The organism is Leptolyngbya sp. CCY15150, from assembly GCF_016888135.1.
In the GTDB taxonomy this organism is placed as follows: domain Bacteria; phylum Cyanobacteriota; class Cyanobacteriia; order RECH01; family RECH01; genus RECH01.
On the sequence record NZ_JACSWB010000132.1, the window covers coordinates 1 to 19,341 of the forward strand.

Annotated in this window: 12 protein-coding genes; 8 read left to right on the top strand and 4 right to left on the bottom strand. The window is 51.2% G+C overall.

Translation table 11 applies throughout. The annotated features are described in order from the left end of the window. Positions 1 to 90 precede the first annotated feature (90 nt). The gene (locus JUJ53_RS03315; protein WP_204150559.1) at positions 91 to 4,053 is read left to right on the top strand and encodes a PAS domain S-box protein; all 3,963 of its coding nucleotides are present in this window, start codon (positions 91 to 93) and stop codon (positions 4,051 to 4,053) included. A gap of 153 nt (positions 4,054 to 4,206) precedes the next feature. Here the strand turns inward: JUJ53_RS03315 and JUJ53_RS03320 are convergent, their stop codons facing one another. Then, positions 4,207 to 5,682, bottom strand: coding sequence for an amidohydrolase family protein (locus JUJ53_RS03320; RefSeq protein WP_204150560.1), 1,476 nt, complete (start codon positions 5,680 to 5,682; stop codon positions 4,207 to 4,209). A gap of 150 nt (positions 5,683 to 5,832) precedes the next feature. Then, the gene (locus tag JUJ53_RS03325) at positions 5,833 to 6,942 is read right to left on the bottom strand and encodes an ABC transporter substrate-binding protein (protein WP_204150561.1); all 1,110 of its coding nucleotides are present in this window, start codon (positions 6,940 to 6,942) and stop codon (positions 5,833 to 5,835) included. 480 nt (positions 6,943 to 7,422) lie between these two features. Here JUJ53_RS03325 and JUJ53_RS03330 point away from each other — a divergent pair, with 480 nt between their 5' ends. Further along, the gene (locus tag JUJ53_RS03330) at positions 7,423 to 8,406 is read left to right on the top strand and encodes a dienelactone hydrolase (RefSeq protein ID WP_204150562.1); all 984 of its coding nucleotides are present in this window, start codon (positions 7,423 to 7,425) and stop codon (positions 8,404 to 8,406) included. 305 nt (positions 8,407 to 8,711) lie between these two features. On the opposite strand, the gene JUJ53_RS03335 is transcribed toward JUJ53_RS03330, so the two are convergent. After that, positions 8,712 to 9,350, bottom strand: coding sequence for a CHRD domain-containing protein (locus JUJ53_RS03335; protein ID WP_204150563.1), 639 nt, complete (start codon positions 9,348 to 9,350; stop codon positions 8,712 to 8,714). Between the two features lie 1,200 nt (positions 9,351 to 10,550). Here JUJ53_RS03335 and JUJ53_RS03340 point away from each other — a divergent pair. From JUJ53_RS03340 to JUJ53_RS03360, 5 genes are all read left to right on the top strand, one after another. Beyond that, the gene (locus JUJ53_RS03340) at positions 10,551 to 10,922 is read left to right on the top strand and encodes a roadblock/LC7 domain-containing protein (protein WP_204150564.1); all 372 of its coding nucleotides are present in this window, start codon (positions 10,551 to 10,553) and stop codon (positions 10,920 to 10,922) included. A gap of 67 nt (positions 10,923 to 10,989) precedes the next feature. Continuing rightward, positions 10,990 to 11,556, top strand: a complete 567-nt coding sequence (locus JUJ53_RS03345) for an ATP/GTP-binding protein (RefSeq protein WP_204150604.1) — start codon at positions 10,990 to 10,992, stop codon at positions 11,554 to 11,556. A 118-nt stretch (positions 11,557 to 11,674) separates the two neighbouring features. Beyond that, entirely contained in the window at positions 11,675 to 12,529 is an 855-nt protein-coding gene (locus JUJ53_RS03350; RefSeq protein WP_204150565.1) for a DUF4388 domain-containing protein, read from the top strand. A 128-nt stretch (positions 12,530 to 12,657) separates the two neighbouring features. After that, the gene (locus tag JUJ53_RS03355) at positions 12,658 to 13,131 is read left to right on the top strand and encodes a hypothetical protein (protein WP_204150566.1); all 474 of its coding nucleotides are present in this window, start codon (positions 12,658 to 12,660) and stop codon (positions 13,129 to 13,131) included. 66 nt (positions 13,132 to 13,197) lie between these two features. Beyond that, positions 13,198 to 14,490 carry a hypothetical protein gene (locus tag JUJ53_RS03360; protein ID WP_204150567.1) on the top strand — a complete coding sequence of 431 codons (1,293 nt, stop codon included), beginning with the start codon at positions 13,198 to 13,200 and terminating at the stop codon, positions 14,488 to 14,490. 58 nt (positions 14,491 to 14,548) lie between these two features. Here the strand turns inward: JUJ53_RS03360 and JUJ53_RS03365 are convergent, their stop codons facing one another. Next, a complete protein-coding gene (locus JUJ53_RS03365; RefSeq protein ID WP_204150568.1) occupies positions 14,549 to 17,800 on the bottom strand; it encodes a GAF domain-containing protein in 3,252 nt (1,083 codons plus the stop codon). Positions 17,801 to 18,249: 449 nt separating this feature from the next. Between JUJ53_RS03365 and JUJ53_RS03370 the strand changes: the two genes are divergently transcribed. After that, positions 18,250 to 19,287 carry a nitroreductase family protein gene (locus tag JUJ53_RS03370; protein ID WP_204150569.1) on the top strand — a complete coding sequence of 346 codons (1,038 nt, stop codon included), beginning with the start codon at positions 18,250 to 18,252 and terminating at the stop codon, positions 19,285 to 19,287. The last annotated feature ends 54 nt before the right edge of the window (positions 19,288 to 19,341 follow it).

A 19,341-nucleotide genomic window follows, 5' to 3' on the forward strand; every position in this document is an offset into this window, starting at 1 on the left:
ATTGAGAACAGTGTCAATAGATTTGTTGAAAAAGCTCATTCTTTCGTTCAGGATTCGGCAGATTGGGCAAGCTACTGGTCAAAATGAGAATTGCTGACTCCCTCCTATGCAGACTATTTGCAAAAAATCCATCCTGATGATCGCCCGACGCTGATTCAATATGTGGAACGGGCGATCGCCCATGGAATACCCTATACCTTTGACTACCGAGCCATTCAGCCCGATGGCTCCATTCGCTACCATGAAGGGCGGGGTAAGGTGGAGCAAGATGCCCAAGGGCAGGTTGTGCGACTCTTTGGCACTGCCCTGGATATCACGAAACGCAAGCTGATCGAAGCGGCTTTGCAGGCCAGTGAATCTCGATTCCGGGCTATTTTTGAGCAGGCCGCTGTGGGGATCAACCAAGCCGATCGCACCGGCCGCTTGGTGGAAGCCAATCAGTATTTCTGTACTCTGTTGGGATATTCTAGGGATGAGCTGTTAGCGCTCACGGTTCAAGATATCACCCATCCCAATGATACGGTTTTCCATGGCCGTCCTGCTCCGCGCATCTTTGAGGGAGATCTAGATGCATTCACCGTAGAAAAACGCTATCGCCACAAAGACGGTACATGGATCTGGGCAGAGGTGACCATTTCAGCGGTGCGGGATGCCCATGGATATCCCTACTGCGATTTAGCCATCGTGGTAGATATTCGCGATCGCAAACGCCTAGAGCAGGAACTGAAAGCATCTCAGGCCCAACTCAGCAGTATCCTCAACAGTGCTGAAGCCTCCATCAGTAGTTTCCACTACTACGATGACCAAACCTGGGAAACGCTTTACCACTCTCCCGGTTGCACCGTTGTGTTTGGCTATCCCCTGGATGACTTTCCTGCGGAAAAATGGCTGTCGTCCATCCTGCCCGATGATGCTGCTCGGGTCATGCCCCAACTGCTGCAAGCTATTCATGATCAGCAAACAACAACGGTGGAATATCGTTATCATCGTCCCGATGGCAGAATTTGCTGGATTGCAGATACCATCACGTCGCGACGAGAGGAGTCTATCTCGGGCTGGGTGGTGACCCTGGTGGGCATTGATATCAGCGATCGCAAGCAGGCAGAAGTTGCCTTAGAGCGAGAGGTGCTCCGTCGTAGAACTCTCTTTGAGGCATCGATTGATGGCATCGTGATCCTCGATCGAGCTGGCCATGTGATGGAAGCCAATGCTAGCTTTGCCAGAATGTTGGGCTATTCTCTGGATGAAATGACCAGCTTGAACATCATGGATTTTGAAGCCTATTGGTCGCCTGAAGATCTAGATGCTAAGGCTGAAGACATGGCGTTTTGCGGTACCACCTTTGAAACCCTGCATCGTCGTCATGATGGATCGACCTATTCTGTCGAAATTAGCGCGAATTCCGTTGATTGGTATGGAGAACCGGTACACTTCTGTATCTGCCGCGATATTAGCGATCGCAAACAGATGGAGGCAGAACCTGTCCATAGCCGAGATTTCCGCGAGTTGATTTTCAACGAATCGAGCGATGCTCTCTTTCTGGTGGACCTAGACACTATCCTGACCACAGACTGCAATCAACGGGCCGTCGAGCTGTTTGAAGCCTCTTGCAAAGAGGATTTGATCCAGATGGAGGGGCATCGACTGCAAAAGCGACCGTTTACAGAATCGGAAATTGCTAGTATTCAGCAAGAGATCCAGCAGAAAGGATTCTGGAGTCTAGAGTTAGAATACATTACCTTCCAAGGACGAGAATTCTGGGGTGATTTATCTGCTAAGAATATTACCTTTGGCGATCAGCGTTTTCAGTTGGTGCGCGTAGCGGATATTACCGATCGCAAGCAGGCGGAGCTAGCGCTGCAACAACTGCATGAAGAGCTGCAAACCTTCCTAGACTATGCGCCAGCGCTGATTAGCTTATTTGATCAAGAGGGTCGCTATGTGCGGGTGAATCCAGCCTTTGCTCAGACCTTAGGGCGATCGCAGTCGGATATTGTTGGCCATACCTTTGAAGAGCTTTTTCCAGATGCTATGGCAATGGTGTTTCGAGAACGGCTGCAGCGACTGATCATCAGCCGATCGCCGCTGATGGTGGAAGATGATGTGGAGCTTGAAGGCGAGTTCAGAACGTTTCAGTCGATTCTGTTCCCTGTTGTCAGTAGCGGTGAAACCGATAGCTATTGGGCGATCGCTACGGATATCACTGAGCGCAAGCAGATGGAACAAGCGTTGCAGGTTCAAGAACAACAGTTCCGAGGTATTTTTAACTCGGCGGTGCGGTTTATTGGTCTCTTATCTCCAGACGGTAGGTTCTTGGATATTAACCATACTGCTCTGCAACTCTGCTCCGAGACTCGTCAAGATCTGATGGGTGTACCAATATGGGAGGGGCCGTGGTTTGTATCGTATCCAGAAACTCAGGCGATTATGCAAGAGGGGGCAGAACGAGCTAGCCATGGAGAGACAAGCCAGGCTGAAATTTTGGTGATGGGGATTGATCAGGTTGAGCGCTATGTGGATGTTACCTTCAAGCCGTTGCTGGATCCAGATGGACAGGTTTATCAGATTCTCGCGGAGGGGTCAGATATTAGCGATCGCAAACGGGCAGAGATGCACCTACAGGAAGCTCGCATTGCCGCAGAAACTGCCAACCAGGCTAAGAGTCGCTTCTTGGCCAACATGAGCCACGAGCTGCGCACGCCCCTGAATGCTGTGCTGGGCTATGCCCAAATTCTCATGCGCGATCCTGACCTAGCCTATCAGTATCAAGACTACGTCCAAACCATTTTTAGCAGTGGTCATCATTTACTGAGCCTGATCAATGATGTTTTGGATCTGGCTAAGGTTGAATCAGGCCATATGGGTATCGATCTAGAGGCCGTGAATCTGCCATCCTTACTCGACTCGATCTATGGCCTACTCCGCCAGGAGATTAAAACGCGCGGTCTAGCCTTCGACATTGAAGCTGATCCAAGATTACCCAAATCCATCATTACCGACGGTAAACGCTTGAAGCAGGTTTTAATTAACCTCTTAGGAAATGCGATTAAGTTTACGCCCCATGGCTCCATTACCCTGCGGGCGATCGTCGGTGCAGCACCTTCTCCATCTAACCTGCCTACGGCGGCTCTGACGTTCCAGGTGGAGGACACAGGCATCGGCATTAGCCCTGAGGATCAGCAGCGGATTTTTGAGGCGTTTGAGCAGGCCGATGCTGGCCGGCAACTGTCGGGCAGTACAGGGCTGGGGTTAGCCATCAGCCAGCAGTTGGTGACGCTGCTGGGCGGCCATCTCCAACTGTGCAGTGAGGTTGGTCGGGGCAGCACGTTCCAGTTTACGCTGGTGGTAGACCTAGCTGGAGACGTCTCCAATATCCTTACCTTACCACCGACCGTTACGGGGCTAGCTATCGGGCAACCACCCTGCCGCATTTTAGTGGTGGATGATCAAGCGGTGAATCGGCAGTTTTTAGAGGATGCTTTAAGTCATTTAGGATTTGAGGTTTATTTAGCTGAGAATGGTCAGGAGGCGATCGCCTCTTGGCAATCCTACCAGCCCGATCTGATTTTGATGGATCAGCGTTTACCCGATTTCCGTGGTGAGCAGGTTACGGCCAACATTCGAGAATGGGAAGCCCAGAACCAGCTATCTGCTATACCCATTTTTATGGTATCAGCCAGTTCTATGGAGAGCGATCGCGCTACTGCGATCGCGGCAGGCTGCAATGCATTTTTGGAAAAGCCCATTCAAATTCCTGAACTGTTGCAGTTCATTGCTCAACATTTAGACGTAGCGTTCACCTCAGAAGAAGCGATCGCCCTCTCAAATACGGCTGCTCTGACCTTAACACCAGAGGATCTGAAGGTGATGCCCTTAGACTGGATCTCTCAACTGTATGAAGCCGCTACCCAATGCCGAAATGATCGGATTGATCAGCTCATTGCAGACATTCCAGATGACTATACTGTTCTCAAACAGGCGTTGTCGGACTATAACTACAATATTCAGGTCGATGTGATTATGGATCTATCGTTTGCCTGTTTAGAAACTTAAGGAGCGATCGCTAGACGAGGCCAGAGCTTGATGGACTCCCGCCATGATGTCTATTCAAGGATTGGATAGGCTGAGAAAATCAGGGCTTGATCTCTTTTGCCGAGCTAATCAACGAGAGATTAGGATGGCATACCCTTGTCTCAACTGCATCCTCTAGTCATCCTCGCTATGTTTTTGATGCCAACCTTGCCTATAGAACTGAGTGAGGGCACTTTGATAGCGCTGTACTAACGGCTGGAGACTGTAGACCCGATCGGGGGGATGGGTAAGGGCATGACGCACATCAGCGGCGATCGCTTCTTCATCAATCCCAACTACCTGACCCGCAGAGACCACCGGATGCCCGGCCACGTATAGGCTATCCACATATCGAGATGCTCCCCGAGCCATGACCAGCGCCGCCTCATCGCAGAGATCTGGCACCACATCCGCCATCAGCGCCGCGCGGTTGAGCATGAGAATATCCGCTGCCATGCCCGGCTCCAAGGTACCAATGTCCTGGCGGTGGGTGACGACGGTGGCCCCGTAGCGATGGGCGCGGAAGAAGTGCGATAAGGTCAACGATTGTTCCATGCCTACCTCAGCGTGCAGATGATAGTTCAGCCGCAGTTCTTTCAGGGCATCATCATCATCATTGATGGCCATCCCATCTAAACCAAAGGCCGCTGGCACCCCGGATTGCACCAGTTGCCGATAGGGAGCTAGCCCCGATCGCAACCGTAGGTTAGAACTAGTATTCACGGAAACGATCACACCGCGCTCCGCTAGCCGCTCCATTTCAGCAGGAGTTAGCCAAATGCCGTGGGCGATGGTCAATCGAGGCGACAGCAGGCCAATCTCATCCAAGTAGGTGATCAACCCTTGGGGGTAGTGGGCGTCGGCCCATTCCCGCTGGTAGCGAGTTTCCAGCACATGCATATGCACCCGCCGTCCCGTATTGGCCGAGGCTTCAGCGATCGCTTCTAGCAGCTCCGGTGAACACCACTGGGGGCCGCGCGGGCCATACTGGATGGTGATGCGATCGTCATCACCACAGGTGGCGGCCAGATCGTCTACGAGCTGAAGCTGCTCTTGGGGCGATCGCGGTGGCTGGTTCCAAAGCTGTTCTACGGCAGAGCGATCGCTCTCTGGTATAAGGTTGAGTAAGCGATCGGTATGGCCATAGGATAAGGAATTGCGATCGTTCATCGATACCGCCAAACCCAAGCGTACGCCCACGTCTCGCGCCGCTTGACAAACCTGGAGCATTTCCTCCATCACGTTGGGGCTGGCGGGATTATGGCAATGCATCACCGACCCCACGCCACCTCTGGCCATGCGAGCCATGGCTAGGGCGGCGGATTCATAGACTGGAACAGATGGGCTGAGCTTCAGGGACGGTAGCCACAATTCTAGGGCCTGATCCAGGGCTCCAAACACGAAGGGAGCTACCCCGCGCCCATGGTCGTGGGCATTGGCTAGGGCCGGCAGAGCCAGCCAATCGGGATGGTCAGCCAGGTCGGCAGGGGCGATCGCTTGGATCACGCCATCGTTGACGGTCAAACTCACTTGATGTTGCGGGGGTTGGTCTCCAGGATGGGATAGGAGGGTACCAACAGACTTCGACCAAGTGGGCAGAGGGTTCGGCATGAATCAACTCAAGTGAATAATTTCGTTCTCGTCCGCCAGCAGAGCGGTGGATCACGGTGGAGTGTCTGGCTGCAACACCAGGACAGACTGAGACCTACGGTTCAGTAAGTCCATCGCTGTCATTGTCCCATGGGATGGAGCAAGAGGAGGTTACATGAGTTGACGATCGCCCAATTCAGGCAGGAAGCGATCGTCGAAGACATCCTCAGGTTTAGGCGTGGTGGGCAGTTCAAAGGCCTCTACGACTTGACCGATGGTTTTCTCAAACCGCGTGGGATCCACCGCTCCAAAACCGTTGGCCTCCACCTCCGGCGACAGGAAAAGGGTGTCGATGGCAATCTGCAGCCGTTCTCGCTCTAGGGGAATCTCGTAGAGTTCGTCAAACTGGGCCATGATCTCCACGGCCTCATCGGGATTGGCAAGGGTATCTTGCAAACCCTTGGTCAGCGCGCGCAAAAAGGCCGACATTTGCTCAGGGTTGGCTTCTAGGACATCTTGCCGAGCTAAGACCGCGTTGCCGTAGAAGTCTAGACCATAGTCAGCATAACGGAAAATATTGAGCTTATCTGGAGGATAACCCTCGGCGTTGAGGTTAGGTAGGGCGGAAATGGTGAAGGGGGCGATCGCATCAATTTCCTTGGTCAGCAACAACGTCTGCTGCAGGCGCGATTCAATGGCCGGCACTTCCACTTGGTCTAGATCAAAGCCTGCCGTTTGGGCAAACAGGGGCAGCATCCGTCGGGTAGCACTACCGGCTGGAATACCCAATATCTTACCTTCTAGCATGGCTGGCTCTGTAATTCCAGTCTCTTCCAAGGACATGATACTCATGGGCGACTGATTGTAGTAGATGGCGATCGCTTTCACCGGCGTATCGGGATTGGTGATGTTGAACTCCATCAGACTATTGATATCGCCAAAGCCCATATCAAAGGCTCCTGCTGCCACCTTGGTGATCGAATCGGCAGATCCTTGACCGCGCTCAAACTGCACGTCTAGCCCCTCATCTTCAAAATAGCCCTTGGCGATCGCCACGCCTAGGGGCGCATGAACTCCTTGGATGGCCCAGTCAAGGGTGAAGCGAATGGGGAACAGCTCAGACGGCGCTGATTCGGTAGAACTATCGGCAGCCGCATCAGGGGCGGAAGAATCGGCAGATGGCGATGGATCCGATGGTGAGGCGCAGGCTTTGAGGAGCAAGGTTGCTCCCACGGCGGCAGATGCCCGCCCCAAAAATTTGCGTCGATTCATAGGTACCATGGTCGATCCCTCTTAGTTACTGGCTTGGTCATCGCTCAACCCGCGTCAGAGTCGAGGTTTCTGTAAATCATATATGATGTATGATATATCCTATATCGCTATGCGTTGTAGTGTGGGCTACTAAATGGGGTATCCTGCCTGAGGGCTCCATGAGAGCTATCTGAGTATGGGGTTAGATTAAAATAAGTTTTGACGCTGACCGTTTTTTTGAAAACAGATTAGGGTAACATCATCTTAGTTGAGCTCAAAATCTGGCGTTGCTGAATAGCAGTGTAATTCTGCAACATTCTACAGGGAGTATCAGATCCCGTAGCTATAGGTTTATTTCCTGGGTCAGCAACGCTCAAGCTCTGTTGCTCATCGGCTTCAGGGTGTGCCATGGGTGTAGATATAGTCCTGCGGTACATCGGAGGCTGCCTAGACATGGGTAACATCTGTTCCTAGATCATGCCTAGATTAGAGGGTAGGAGGTTCGATCCTATGACTATTCGCGCATTGTTTCGCGCCGCAGCAGTGCAGGGTGTAGCAGCTCCCTACAATACCCTACACCTAAAAGTTTTTTATCCAGGGCAGATATCAAAGAATGACCCAACTCAAAACTTGGGGGTGGTGCCTGCTGATGTGAGCCAAGCCCCTTTTCCAATCGTGATTTTCTTCAATGGGATTAACTGTGGTGCAGAGCTATACCAATGGCTAGCGGTGACGTTGGCAGAACGCGGCTTTGTGGTCGTCACGTTTAACTGGGTGGCGGAAAATAGTCCCGGCATGGTGGCCATAACGCCCGGCGTAGATCTTGCCATGATGGCCCCTGCTCGATACGGCACTGGCCCCAGTGCAACAGCCCTACCAACCATCATCCGTGAACTAGAGCATCTACAGACGGAAGGGGTGTTGGCAGGTTTGCTAGATCTTGAGCGGATGATCCTGGGTGGTCATTCGGCTGGGGGGCGGGTCGCGATCGAAAATGCCAATCCCACCTTTTTCTCCAACGTTGTTGCAACGTTTGCCTATGGCGGCCATGCAGCGGCAGCGGTGCAGCTTGGCTATGAGGCGGGTCAAATCTTACCCCTGCCGGATCAGGTACCTATGTTGCTGATGGGGGGCACCCGTGACGGGGTGATTTTTAACAGCAGTTATCGCTACGGCATCACCTGGGATCAGGCACAAACGCCGGTGGTGCGAACCTTTCAGGAAGCGATCGCTGGTGGTAGGAACGATAGCTATCTCTGTATTGTAGAGGGCGCAAATCATTTTTCAATCGCGGATGGGGTTGATGGTACGACCGGCTGCCCCTTCTTGGATTACCCTGAAACTCAGCCAGCAGCAGCGGTGCGATCGCTTTTGGCTGACACTATTGGGCTGTTTATAGATGCCCATGGTCGAGGAAAGGAGGGAGCGATCGCGACTCTGAATCAACTCCCTGTCACCCATCAATCGTTAATCGTTCAATGGGATAGGAAATAAGGCGTTACTAAATTGCCATAGGATTTGCGCTAACGAACCGTCAGTGAGATGCTCATACTCACCATTCATTCACCATGAAGGTAGTGTCAGCATCTTGCTCACATTCCGATGCCATATCTTCATTAGACTTAATCGGAATTAGGAAAAACAATCAAGTCTTGGCCCGAAACCGATCGATCGTATGGTTACTACATCCATTTGGATATCGAGCAACTCATGACCGATCAGGTCTATTCAGTAACGCCGAAACAACGAGCTAGGGGGACGCACATGTTGAACCATGGGATGTGTGCGTCTGAATGGCCCTATTCAGCCATAAGAACGCCCCGGAGCTCTCCACCGCGATACCAAGTTGTATGAACATCAACATAGAGCATGTTGCTATCTAAGGCGGCTAACTGCTCGTCGGTGAGCATGTAGTCTCCCATCACCCGTCCACCGTAACCAGTCTCATCCAGCATGACGTCTAGAGCATATTGAAAGGGGCCGTTTTCACTGGCCATGCCCTGATGAATGTGAAAAGCAGAGGTAATGTTTGGATTGGGAGGATCTAAGGGATCGGTTGCATAGTCCCGTAATGGGCTAGACATATCTTTAAAGCTGCCTCGCACGATCAAGCGATTGCCCGCAAGCGCTGCGCCTACCGTGCCGATGGATGGAGCCATCACAGCATTGGGGACAATCTGATCGCCCCCCATAATCGCTACATAGGTTTTAAAAGGACTAACCGTCATCCCTTGAGCCATCAACACGGACTGAGCAGCCCGGAGGTTGTTTTGAATGTCTGCCTTAGTAGCCAGATCGGCAGGTTGCTCAAGAGTATGGGGCGTAGCGTTTTGAGAGATGGCGGACAAAAGAGATTGTCCGATGCCTGGGGATGAGAATCCAATGACACAGACAAAGCTGAGGGCAGCTATAAGCATTGTCTTGAACCAGTTTTGCATGGCGTATTTGCTTCCTAGGTGATTTGAATACATCAACAGTAGCCCTTATGGTTTGCAAGGGCCTAAAGATAGTACGGCGCTCCCCGCATTTTGGATGTCCTAAATTCAGAAAACCCAACATCATCCTATGGAATGATGATCTTCTGTAAAGCAAGGGGGCGTAGATTTACCGAGCCTGTGAATTGGGACTAGCATTTCAAAAATACAAAATGAAATGAAGCGCAAGATTAGTTTACAAAAAAGAGTTGTGCCAACAAGCGATCGCTGCCCCCATACCATCACCCCATGACCAGCATTACCATGACGTGTAACGTTTTGTCGCTGCTGTCATCAGCAGAGCGCATAATCCCCATGGAGGAAGCGATCGCTATTAATGTTCAGTTCTCGATAATCTAGAACAGATGATATTTTGCTTGCCTTATATTATCCTCACAGCATGATCCTTTCAATTCAATCTAAGCTTGAGTTGAAGATCAATCACCTGATTGAGATTAGCATCAACGATCTGGATTGACTGGAGATTCTTCTGGACTAAAACGATGATCTAAGCTATTCAGATTTGAAAAAATGGACTAAGAGATGAACGCTAAAACCTGCCCAATCTCAATTCATAGACTATGATTCAATATGCCAAATACCGGGAAAGCCAAGCCAGCCCACTTCTCAGCGATCGCCACTAGTTGAGGAAATTCAACACAGATCATTCTGAAGTAGCCTCAGATTACTTTACAGAAAGCATCAAGAACTGTTGCGTATTATGTATATTTAAGGCTTATACAGTGTAATGATTATAACGCTAACATCTACGACTTGTTACAAACCCTGCAGTATCCAGGTTCATGAATGATCACGTCGTGAAATCAGTAATTATCCTATGGGTTACCTATCACCAGGGTTGTTATAAATGAAGTGTTGAACCGAAGATTGAATGTATCGCCTAGCAACTCCACGGAGCGTCTATATAGAACAACCCATCATTTCCCAGAAATCTATTCAACGGCTTAACCACTGTTGCTCGCTCATCCGACTCAGTCAGCTCATACTCAACAACAGCACCATGAATCACTCTAGTCTTCTCTACAGTATTCATCCCTGCGACCAGCTATCCGGATGTCTAGAGCATGATTTCTCATTAGCCGCTGATCTCATATAAGACAAACAAGCCCCTACCCAATCGTTCGATAAAAGGAATCCGAAGCTATGGCTATTAACGTTGAAAAGCTCAATACACTTTTACAAAACTTTGTGTCTGCAACCAGTGATGTTGAAGGTGCTGCCCTAGTAACTCCAGATGGTTTACCGTTAGCAACCAGCTTGCCCGGTGGCATGGATGATGAACGGGTATCTGCTATGTCTGCTGCTATGCTGTCCTTAGGTGAACGCATTGGTAGTGAGCTAGCCCGAGGCAGCATCGATCGCATCTATGTTGAAGGAACTCACGGCTATGGTGTATTGACCAGTTGTGCCGAAGATGCTGTATTTCTAGTCTTGGCTAATCGATCAGCTAAGCTAGGGGTCTTGATGTTAGAAATCAAACGGGCGATCGCTGAACTGAAGCTTGTTTTAATGTAATTGCTGCGCAATTGCACCTGTATCTCGTCTTGCTTTACTAGTCCTGTCGTCTGTGGTGATCCAACTCATGGAAATCATGCGCCTAGTTGTCACCGGGCCCGTCGGAGCTGGGAAATCTACTTTTATTCGCTCAGTGAGTGAAATAGATGTAGTTGATACCGACCGACGGGCAACCGATGAAGCCAGCCTCCTCAAACCAAAAACGACCGTCGCATTTGACTTTGGACGACTTCAGTTCTCTCCTGATATGGCGCTTCACCTCTATGGAACGCCTGGACAAGCTCGGTTTGACTTTATGTGGGACATTTTAATTCAACGTGCCCACGCCTACATGTTGCTTGTTGCGGCCCATCGCCCTCGGGAGTTTCACTATGCTCGTCGAATTCTTAGTTTTATGCAGCGGCGATCGCGGGCTCCTCTCATTATTGGGTTGACCCATACCGACCAGCCCGGCACCTGGGATGAAGAAAATATCCTGATTGCCTTAGGCTTTCCAAATCCAGACCGCCATCCTCCGATCGTTAGCGTCGATGCAACCGAAGCCGGATCCGTTGCCGTTGCAATCATGACGCTGCTACAACACTATAGCCAAGTCCAGCAACGGAATGTAGAACAGCCTACACCGCATCGATAAGGTTCAAGCACGCTGATTGTATGCATGATTTTCACAGGATATAAAGCCTCAAGTCACTGTCACACATCAGCCCTGAATTTGTAAACCCATTTAGCGATGATTGACAACAAGGAACATTATGGCAATTACAGGACATTTAGTAGAATTTTCCTTGGCGGAAATCTTTCAATTTCTAGAACAGGGGCATAAAACCGGGCTGCTGACTATCTTTGAGCAACCAGAGCCTGCCCCGCCTCGTGGCCGAGAACATTATATTTGGTTCAATCAAGGTCGTGTTGTCGCTGCTGCTAACCGATCCGACCACCGAGGACTGATTAGCAGCCTCAGCCAACGAGGCCTCCTGGGCGATCGCGCCGCTAGTCGTTTGGCCCAATCCTGTGGGCCCAAGGTGCCGCTCGGGTTATATCTGAAATCTCAAGGGATTTTAGACGCCGAGCAGCTAAAACTCTTGTTTTACACCCAAGTGATGCGGCAGGTTTGCGCTTTATTTTCCGTGGTGGATGGATGGTTTCATTTTGATAGCAAGGCCGTGCTGCCCTGTGATGAAATGACCGGTCTGAGTGCTCCTGCAACAGAAGTTACCCTGGCTGGTCTGCGAGCGCTTCGTAATTGGAGCATGTTAGAGGATAAGCTACCGGATCCTATGTCAACTATTGTTGCTTTGGTAGAGGGCCAACCTAGTCTCCGGTTGAATGCTGTAGAGTGGCAAGTTTGGGAATTTACTGGAGGAAAAGATTCACTACAAACCATCGCTCAACATTTGCAGTTGCCGATTCATAAAGTTCAAGAAATTGTGTTTCGGCTCAATGTCGTGGGCTTATTAGAAGAAGTACCCATGATGGCCATTGAAGCTGAAGCGGCTCACCAGCATGAGGAAGAGGACGAACAGCAGGTGCCATCACCCTTACCTGATGCGGCTGTTAGTCAGTCATTTCTCAACAATCTGGTTAGCTTCCTAAAACATAAAGTGTAGGCGCTACAAATCCCTACGCTAGATCGGTTCAGATGAGTCTAAGCAAATTGCGATCGCCTCAAACACCAGTGATTTGCTAAACACAACCTACGCTGATTTTCATCAACATCACAACAGAGGTCATAATTATGGCTACTGAAGAACAAAAAAGACAAAATCAAGTTCGCCTGTCGAATTTGGCTTTATTAAGCTTAGCCGCTGGAGTTTGGGATATTTTAGGCAAAGGCGTCAATGCTTTCAGTGGCTCCATGGGCGATGCTATTCTTGAAGTCATGGAAAACGAAATGGGGCTAGAAATTGCAGGCGAAGACCCTGAGGCCGTGATGCATGAAATTAGCCGTATCTTTGTTGATGAATATGGATTTGCCAGTGATATTGAAGTCGTCATTCAAGATCAAGAACACTTCCAATTACGGGTCAAAAACTGTGTAAACCGCGGCTTCACAGATAAGCTCATGCAGGCAGGGGTGGAAAAGCCATTCATTTGTCCCATTATGAACTCTTGTCGCTCAGCTCTCAAACGCATGGGCTACAAAATGCATGAAGATATTGTGCAATGGAAGGAAGGAAAAGGCTCTATTATCTCGTTTTCACAAGTCTAGTTTGGCACAGAAGTTGTGGTCGTTCAACGATGATCTGAATGAGCGACCCCAAGGAGGGCTGCATTCATGAGAGATCCGATTATCCTGAACCACCGATCGCCCCTAGCACCGAATGAAGCTCGATACTGGAAAGACTTACTTTATCGAGTCACTAAGGTGGGTACAGAGATTGAGGTCGCGCCACCCAAGCGGGTTAAGCGAGAGGATTTTGAAGCCGATGTGCAAACGGCACTGCAGCCATCCCATGACTTTGCTTGTTTAGGAACCCATGGGGTCGTAGATGTGGTTACGGAGCATTGTGGCGTCGAAATTCAGGTTATTGGACGACAGCCTTACTTTCGAACGTTGCAATCTCAATATGCCAGCATTATGTCTTTTTTGCACCGTTCAGGTGCCCGCCCTAGAGCTACCTGTGGGCTACACTTCCACCTGCTCACCCCTGGATTAGCCGAGCCCGTTCCAGAAGTCATTGTTGCCAACCTCTGGAATTTAGTCCGACGCTATGCACCAGAGCTTAAGTTTTTGACCAGCGGAGGTGATAAACGGGAAACGCTCTGCCGGCGGCGCAATTATAATAGCCATCTAGAGATGGTTCAACATTCTCCTGTGATCATGACGATGCAAGAGATTCATAGGGTGTTAAAAAACAGTTCCGTTGTGCCTGAGCATCAAAACTTCTTAAATTTAGAACATCTGCAGTTTAACGCTACAGGAGATGTTCTGCCTTTTCATCTAGAGTTTCGCTTTCCCGACGCGGATCTTGCCCCTACATCAGTGACGGCAAAGACGTTTTTATTCATGGCGCTGCTACTTAAGGCTGTGGATTTAGGACAGTACGGCGTGATTCATGTGGGCAAGATTAGACCTTGGCGACGCAAGATAGAACTCCTCAATCTGTTGAGCAATAATGACGGTAGTTTAGCCGCTAGCGATACCAGCGGCGTCACAAATACCGTGATTGAGGAACTCCAGCAGGGACTCTATGAGCTATTAGATCTGCTTGCACCGACGTTTAATTACTTTGTGGATAATCCTGCCCTACCTGTGCTCACAGCTTTGGTAGAACAACCTATCTCTCTACGGCGCTGTGCTGGCTATGATTGGGCTGAGATTGAACAAACGTTGAGCGATCGCACCCGCTTAGATGATATAGGCTTTGATGAAACCGATCGCGATATGATGCAGCATATTGACCTAGGAGATTGGAGTCAGTTTCCATCGCTGGAAGCTTGGTGTTGGTATGCAGCGCGAGAACTCTATTTAACACCACAAAACTTAGAACACCGCCTAGAGCATCTTGAGACATTGCGGGGTATTCGCTGGGATGAAAACCAAGGAACTCTAGTATTTAATAAGTAGCTAGTGTAGCCTGTACATTTTGTTACAACCAGACTTTTAGCTTATCCTATGACTCAGGCTATTTAGGTGTACGGGGTAGACAAATAGGTAGCTCAATAATGAACTCAGTGCCAACGCCTGGAATAGATTGACAACTGAGGCAGCCGTGGTGCTTCTCAATAATTTGATGGCTGATGGATAACCCTAAACCGGTACCACGACCTACTGGTTTGGTGGTGAAGAAGGGATCGAAGATTTTTTGCCGTACCTCGTCGGCCATGCCAATACCGTTATCTTGAATACGAATCATAATCCATTGGGGCTCCCCATCACAGATAATTGCTGTCTGAGCATCATCATAATCAGGCGTGTCCTGCGATCGCCCTGCTCGCACTGTTGTTGTTAGGGTAATGGTACGGGGAGCCGGTTGATGTTCTAGGGCATCAATAGCATTGCTCAACAAGTTCAGAAAGACTTGGTTAATTTGGCTAGCATAACAGTCGATCGCTGGAAGATCGCCATAGTTTTTAATGATCTCAATGGCGGGAGACGAGCCGTTGGCTTTTAGGCGACTCTGTAAGATCACCAGGGTATTATCGATGCCTTCATGCAGATCAACCGCCTTTACCTCCGCCTCATCTAGCCGAGAAAAGCTGCGCAGGGATTGTACGATTTGACTGATGCGATCGGTGCCTAGCTTCATGGAGTTCAATAAATTCGCGTAGTCATCCAGCAAAAACTCTAGTTCAATGTCTTGAATGCAGACTTGGATGTCGGGGGTGGGGGTGGGGTAATGCTGTTGATAGAGACGCAGTAGACGCACGAGGTCACGGAAATAGCTATCGGCATAGGTAAGGTTGCCGCTGACAAAACCAACGGGATTGTTAATCTCATGGGCAATACCAGCTACAAGCTGACCCAAGCTTGACATTTTTTCGCTATGGATCATTTTAGACTGGGTTTGCCGCAGGGTCTGGAGGGCATCACCAAGCTGCTGGGCCTGCTGCTGGGCCGCCGTGGCCGCTGCCCGGCTTTGGGCATAGAGTTCAGCTTGATCGATGGCGATCGCCAACTGGTTGGTGACGGCCTGCAGCAATTCCACCTCTGCCTGACTCCAGTGGCGAGTGCCCTGACCGTGGCTACAGACGATCGCCCCGAGTTGACCAGCATGGGTTTCTAGGGGCATCAGCAGGAAGGACTGAATACCCCAATCCTGCAGCCAAGCATAGAGATCCGTCGAAGCCGGGAGGTCTGTCGTTTGGTCGAGGATCAGCGGTTCTAGGTGCAGCAGATACTGGGTGAGCGATCGCCGCAGGGTTGGTTCGCATTCTCCCAGTAAACTAGGTAAGTTAGCATAAAGAGACTCGTGGGTAATGGCGAGGGTGGGCGGTTCATCCACGGGGGCATCGTCTTCCCGCAAACACCATAGAAAATAGCAGCCATCGATATGCAGGAGATGGCGAATTTCCTGGACGGCTGCTCCCAAAATTGTATTGAGATCTAGGGAATTGCGGATTTGGCTGGCCAATCGAAATAATAATGATTCGCGACGACTGAGCAGTTCAGCCCGCGCCATACTCAAATCAATGGCGATCGCCATACTGTTGAAAATCCATTGCAGCGTGGCATAGGTACCTTCCAGGATGGGGCGACGGCTGAGGAGGGAAATCACGCCAATCAAGCGATCGTCCACAATCAAGGGATAGCCCACAAACGCCGTAATTTTTTCCTGGGTAGCCCAATCCTGCAGTCCCAAACAGGCATCCCGACCCACCTCATTGGTGAGATAGGGCTGTTGACTTTGGGCAATCACACCGACAATGGAAATACCGAGGGAAATGCGGCGGGGGAGATCGGGCACGGGGGGCACCGTACCGGCGATCGCCTGTAGGTCTAGCACATTGCTGTCTGGGTCAAACAGCCAGATACGCGCTAGGGTGATTTCTTCTAGCCCATTCATCAAGGCTTGAACACACCCTTCCAAGGTATCGGATAGGCTGCCAGCCCTAGCTAGGACTTGGCTAATCGAGGTGTTGAGGCTAGAAAGACGGGTATGTTCGAGAAGCGAGGCGACGGCTTTGCGATGCACGGTCACATCCCGGAGATAAAGAAATAATCCCCCCAAATGTGGACAGGCGATTAACTCCAGCACCAGGCCAAAGGGAGCATAGGCATGTTCAAAGCGGATTTCGGTTTGTTGGGCAATGGCTCGATGGCAAGCTTCTTCCACATCCGACTGAGCAAAGTTGGGAATGGCCTGCCACAGCGATCGCCCGATTACCTGGGTGCGATCGCAGCAGAGAATTTGTTCTGCCCGTAGATTGAGGTGGCTAATACACCATGACTGATCAACGGCAATGAATCCATCCGGCAAATGCTTATACAGCTCACTAGCCTGGTCTTGAGAGCAAGGGAGCTGGTCTTGGATAATGCCCTCTAGGTCACAATAGTTGCGAATGGGGCGGTTGATTTGCAGCATCAAACTCGGCTGGCCCCGATCGGTCAACTGCAGCATCCAAGAGCTATTGATGGTGAGCCGCTGGCGATCGCGGGTGGACTGCACCATCACCCCATCCCATTGACCCTGTTGCAAACACTGATGCTGAATGGCCGCGATCGGCGCATCGGTGACCGGTTGCAGCAGCGTGGTATAGTCTTGCCCCAAGGCTTGAGCTTTCTTCCAGCCATAGAGCTGCTCTGCCCCACGGTTCCAAAAGGTGATCCGGCCGCGCAGATCGAGGGCCAGGATCGCATCGCTCGCTAGGTTCAGCAGGTGCGACTGGGTGGTGAGGGCCAGGGCGGTTGCGGGAGCAGGCGTTGCTAGGTGCTCGACCTGGGCCACCACTTGGCGGGCGATCGCTTTGAGACCTTGCTGTTGCCCAAACTCTAAGCGCCGGGCGGCGCGATCAAAAACCGAAAGCGTGCCCAGCAACTCTCCAGTACTGGTCACCAGCGGCACCGCCGCATAAAATCCTAAGCCTAGGTTGGCGATCAACGGATGGCGCTGCACCGTCGCTGGCAGTTGGTGGGCAGCGATCGCCTCGGCGACATCTGGAATCAGCCACAGCGTTTCCACGGAGGGCGATCGGCGCGCCCACTGCGCACAGAGACTTTGTTCGTAGGGCACAGAATGCAGGGAGGTGCCATAGGCCACCTGCACCCACTGACGATCCTCTGTCCATCCGCCTAGGAGAGCGATCGGAGCATGACAGACTTGGGCTGCCAAGAGGACAGCATCCTCTAGGGCGCTGGATGTCACGGCATTTAATCGTTGATCACAAAGCAAGGGTTTAATGCTGTGGCTCAAACGCCCAGAATAAAGTGAGGTCATGTGGACTTAATGTATCCATTAAAAGAAACCAAGGCAAGAGACCATCACCCTAAACGTGACGGCGTCTTTAGTTCCCCTTCAGCACTAGATGCGAGGAGGTCAATCGATGCTGGGGTCGCTGCGATCAGCTCCGATGCTTCCACTCTCCACCCCTGAAGAGAACTACGTAGATATCCCTGATTTCCCGGAGGGGGTTCTCTACTACAGCTTGATAGATCGTGAACCCCTATGTCAAAGAACGTATTGAAATATTAAAATTACGACACAACCCTAAATTTTTGTACAGGTAGAGAATTCACCTGTTCTTGATGGCAGCGCCTAGCAGGGAGGGCGATCGCCCTCTCCAGTACAGAGGCTTTCAGCGCAGGAATGTGTTATCACATCATCAGATCTGTCCTTTCATTCAGGCATTCAGGTCTGTCCTTCTATCATGATGGGTCTTGTGCCCTATGCTACCCTCCACATCCGGTATCCTCTCGTCCCCATACCGCGACCTGATTCGCCTTGCCACCCTGGCCCCCTCCGGCCACAACACCCAGCCTTGGTTCTTTACCCAGGGCGATCGCTGCATCCATCTCCACCCAGATCAATCGCGACGGCTGCCGGTGGTGGATCCCGATGACCATGCTTTATGGATCAGCCTAGGTTGTGCCCTAGAAAATCTAGCGATCGCTACCCGCTGCACAGGTTTCAGCCCTCGCATTCAGCCGCAGCTTACGACCGAGCACCCTGTTCTCAGCGTATATCTAGAACCCAGCGATATCCCTCCTAGCCCCACTGACCTAGCCCTGCAGGAGGCTATTTCCCAGCGCCAGTCTACCCGCTGTGCCTACGATCCTCGTGAAATTCCTGCCGACCATCTCCAACGCCTCATCCAGGCTAGCCAGCAGACCGGCGTCCAGGTACGCCTATTCTCAACGCCCGATGCGATGGCACCCTTCATCGCCTGGGTGCGCGAGGGCAATCGCCAGCAGTTTAGCGATCGCGCCTTTGTTGAAGAACTGATGCAATGGATCCGCTTTAGCCGCCGAGAGGTGCAGCGCCATCAAGACGGTATTCCTAGTCGTGCCATTGGGATGCCCTACGTGCCGCGCTGGCTCGGCAAACGGCTAATGACCTGGTTTGCCACGCCCCAGAGCCAAGCCCAGCAGTTTGAGCAGCGCATCCACCAATCCTCCGCCCTGCTCCTGTTCATCGCTGACCACCACGATCGCCCCCATTGGGTCAACCTAGGGCGTAGTTTCCAACGCGTTGCCCTGACGGCCACTAGCCTCGACCTAAAACATGCGCATTTGAATATGCCCTGTGAGGTGCTATCAGTGCGATCGCAGATGCAGCAACACTTTGAGCTAGGCAACGCTCAGCCCCTCCTACTCATTCGCCTGGGCTATGCCAACGCCATGCCCCGTGCTCCCCGGCGATCGCTCGACGCGGTCATCCAAGCTAGGGCCATGGATGATCCTTCCCCATCCAGCCCAAGCGAGTAGATGATCCAAGCCTGGAACTGCTACAGCTATACACAGCTATGCACAAGAGCCTGC

Coding starts and splice junctions, on each gene's coding strand:
- JUJ53_RS03320 (WP_204150560.1), bottom strand. CDS start 5,682: ATGCCGAACCCTCTGCCCACTTGGTCGAAGTCTGTTGGTACCCTCCTA.
- JUJ53_RS03325 (WP_204150561.1), bottom strand. CDS start 6,942: ATGGTACCTATGAATCGACGCAAATTTTTGGGGCGGGCATCTGCCGCC.
- JUJ53_RS03330 (WP_204150562.1), top strand. CDS start 7,423: ATGACTATTCGCGCATTGTTTCGCGCCGCAGCAGTGCAGGGTGTAGCA.
- JUJ53_RS03335 (WP_204150563.1), bottom strand. CDS start 9,350: ATGCAAAACTGGTTCAAGACAATGCTTATAGCTGCCCTCAGCTTTGTC.
- JUJ53_RS03340 (WP_204150564.1), top strand. CDS start 10,551: ATGGCTATTAACGTTGAAAAGCTCAATACACTTTTACAAAACTTTGTG.
- JUJ53_RS03345 (WP_204150604.1), top strand. CDS start 10,990: ATGGAAATCATGCGCCTAGTTGTCACCGGGCCCGTCGGAGCTGGGAAA.
- JUJ53_RS03350 (WP_204150565.1), top strand. CDS start 11,675: ATGGCAATTACAGGACATTTAGTAGAATTTTCCTTGGCGGAAATCTTT.
- JUJ53_RS03355 (WP_204150566.1), top strand. CDS start 12,658: ATGGCTACTGAAGAACAAAAAAGACAAAATCAAGTTCGCCTGTCGAAT.
- JUJ53_RS03360 (WP_204150567.1), top strand. CDS start 13,198: ATGAGAGATCCGATTATCCTGAACCACCGATCGCCCCTAGCACCGAAT.
- JUJ53_RS03365 (WP_204150568.1), bottom strand. CDS start 17,800: ATGACCTCACTTTATTCTGGGCGTTTGAGCCACAGCATTAAACCCTTG.
- JUJ53_RS03370 (WP_204150569.1), top strand. CDS start 18,250: ATGCTACCCTCCACATCCGGTATCCTCTCGTCCCCATACCGCGACCTG.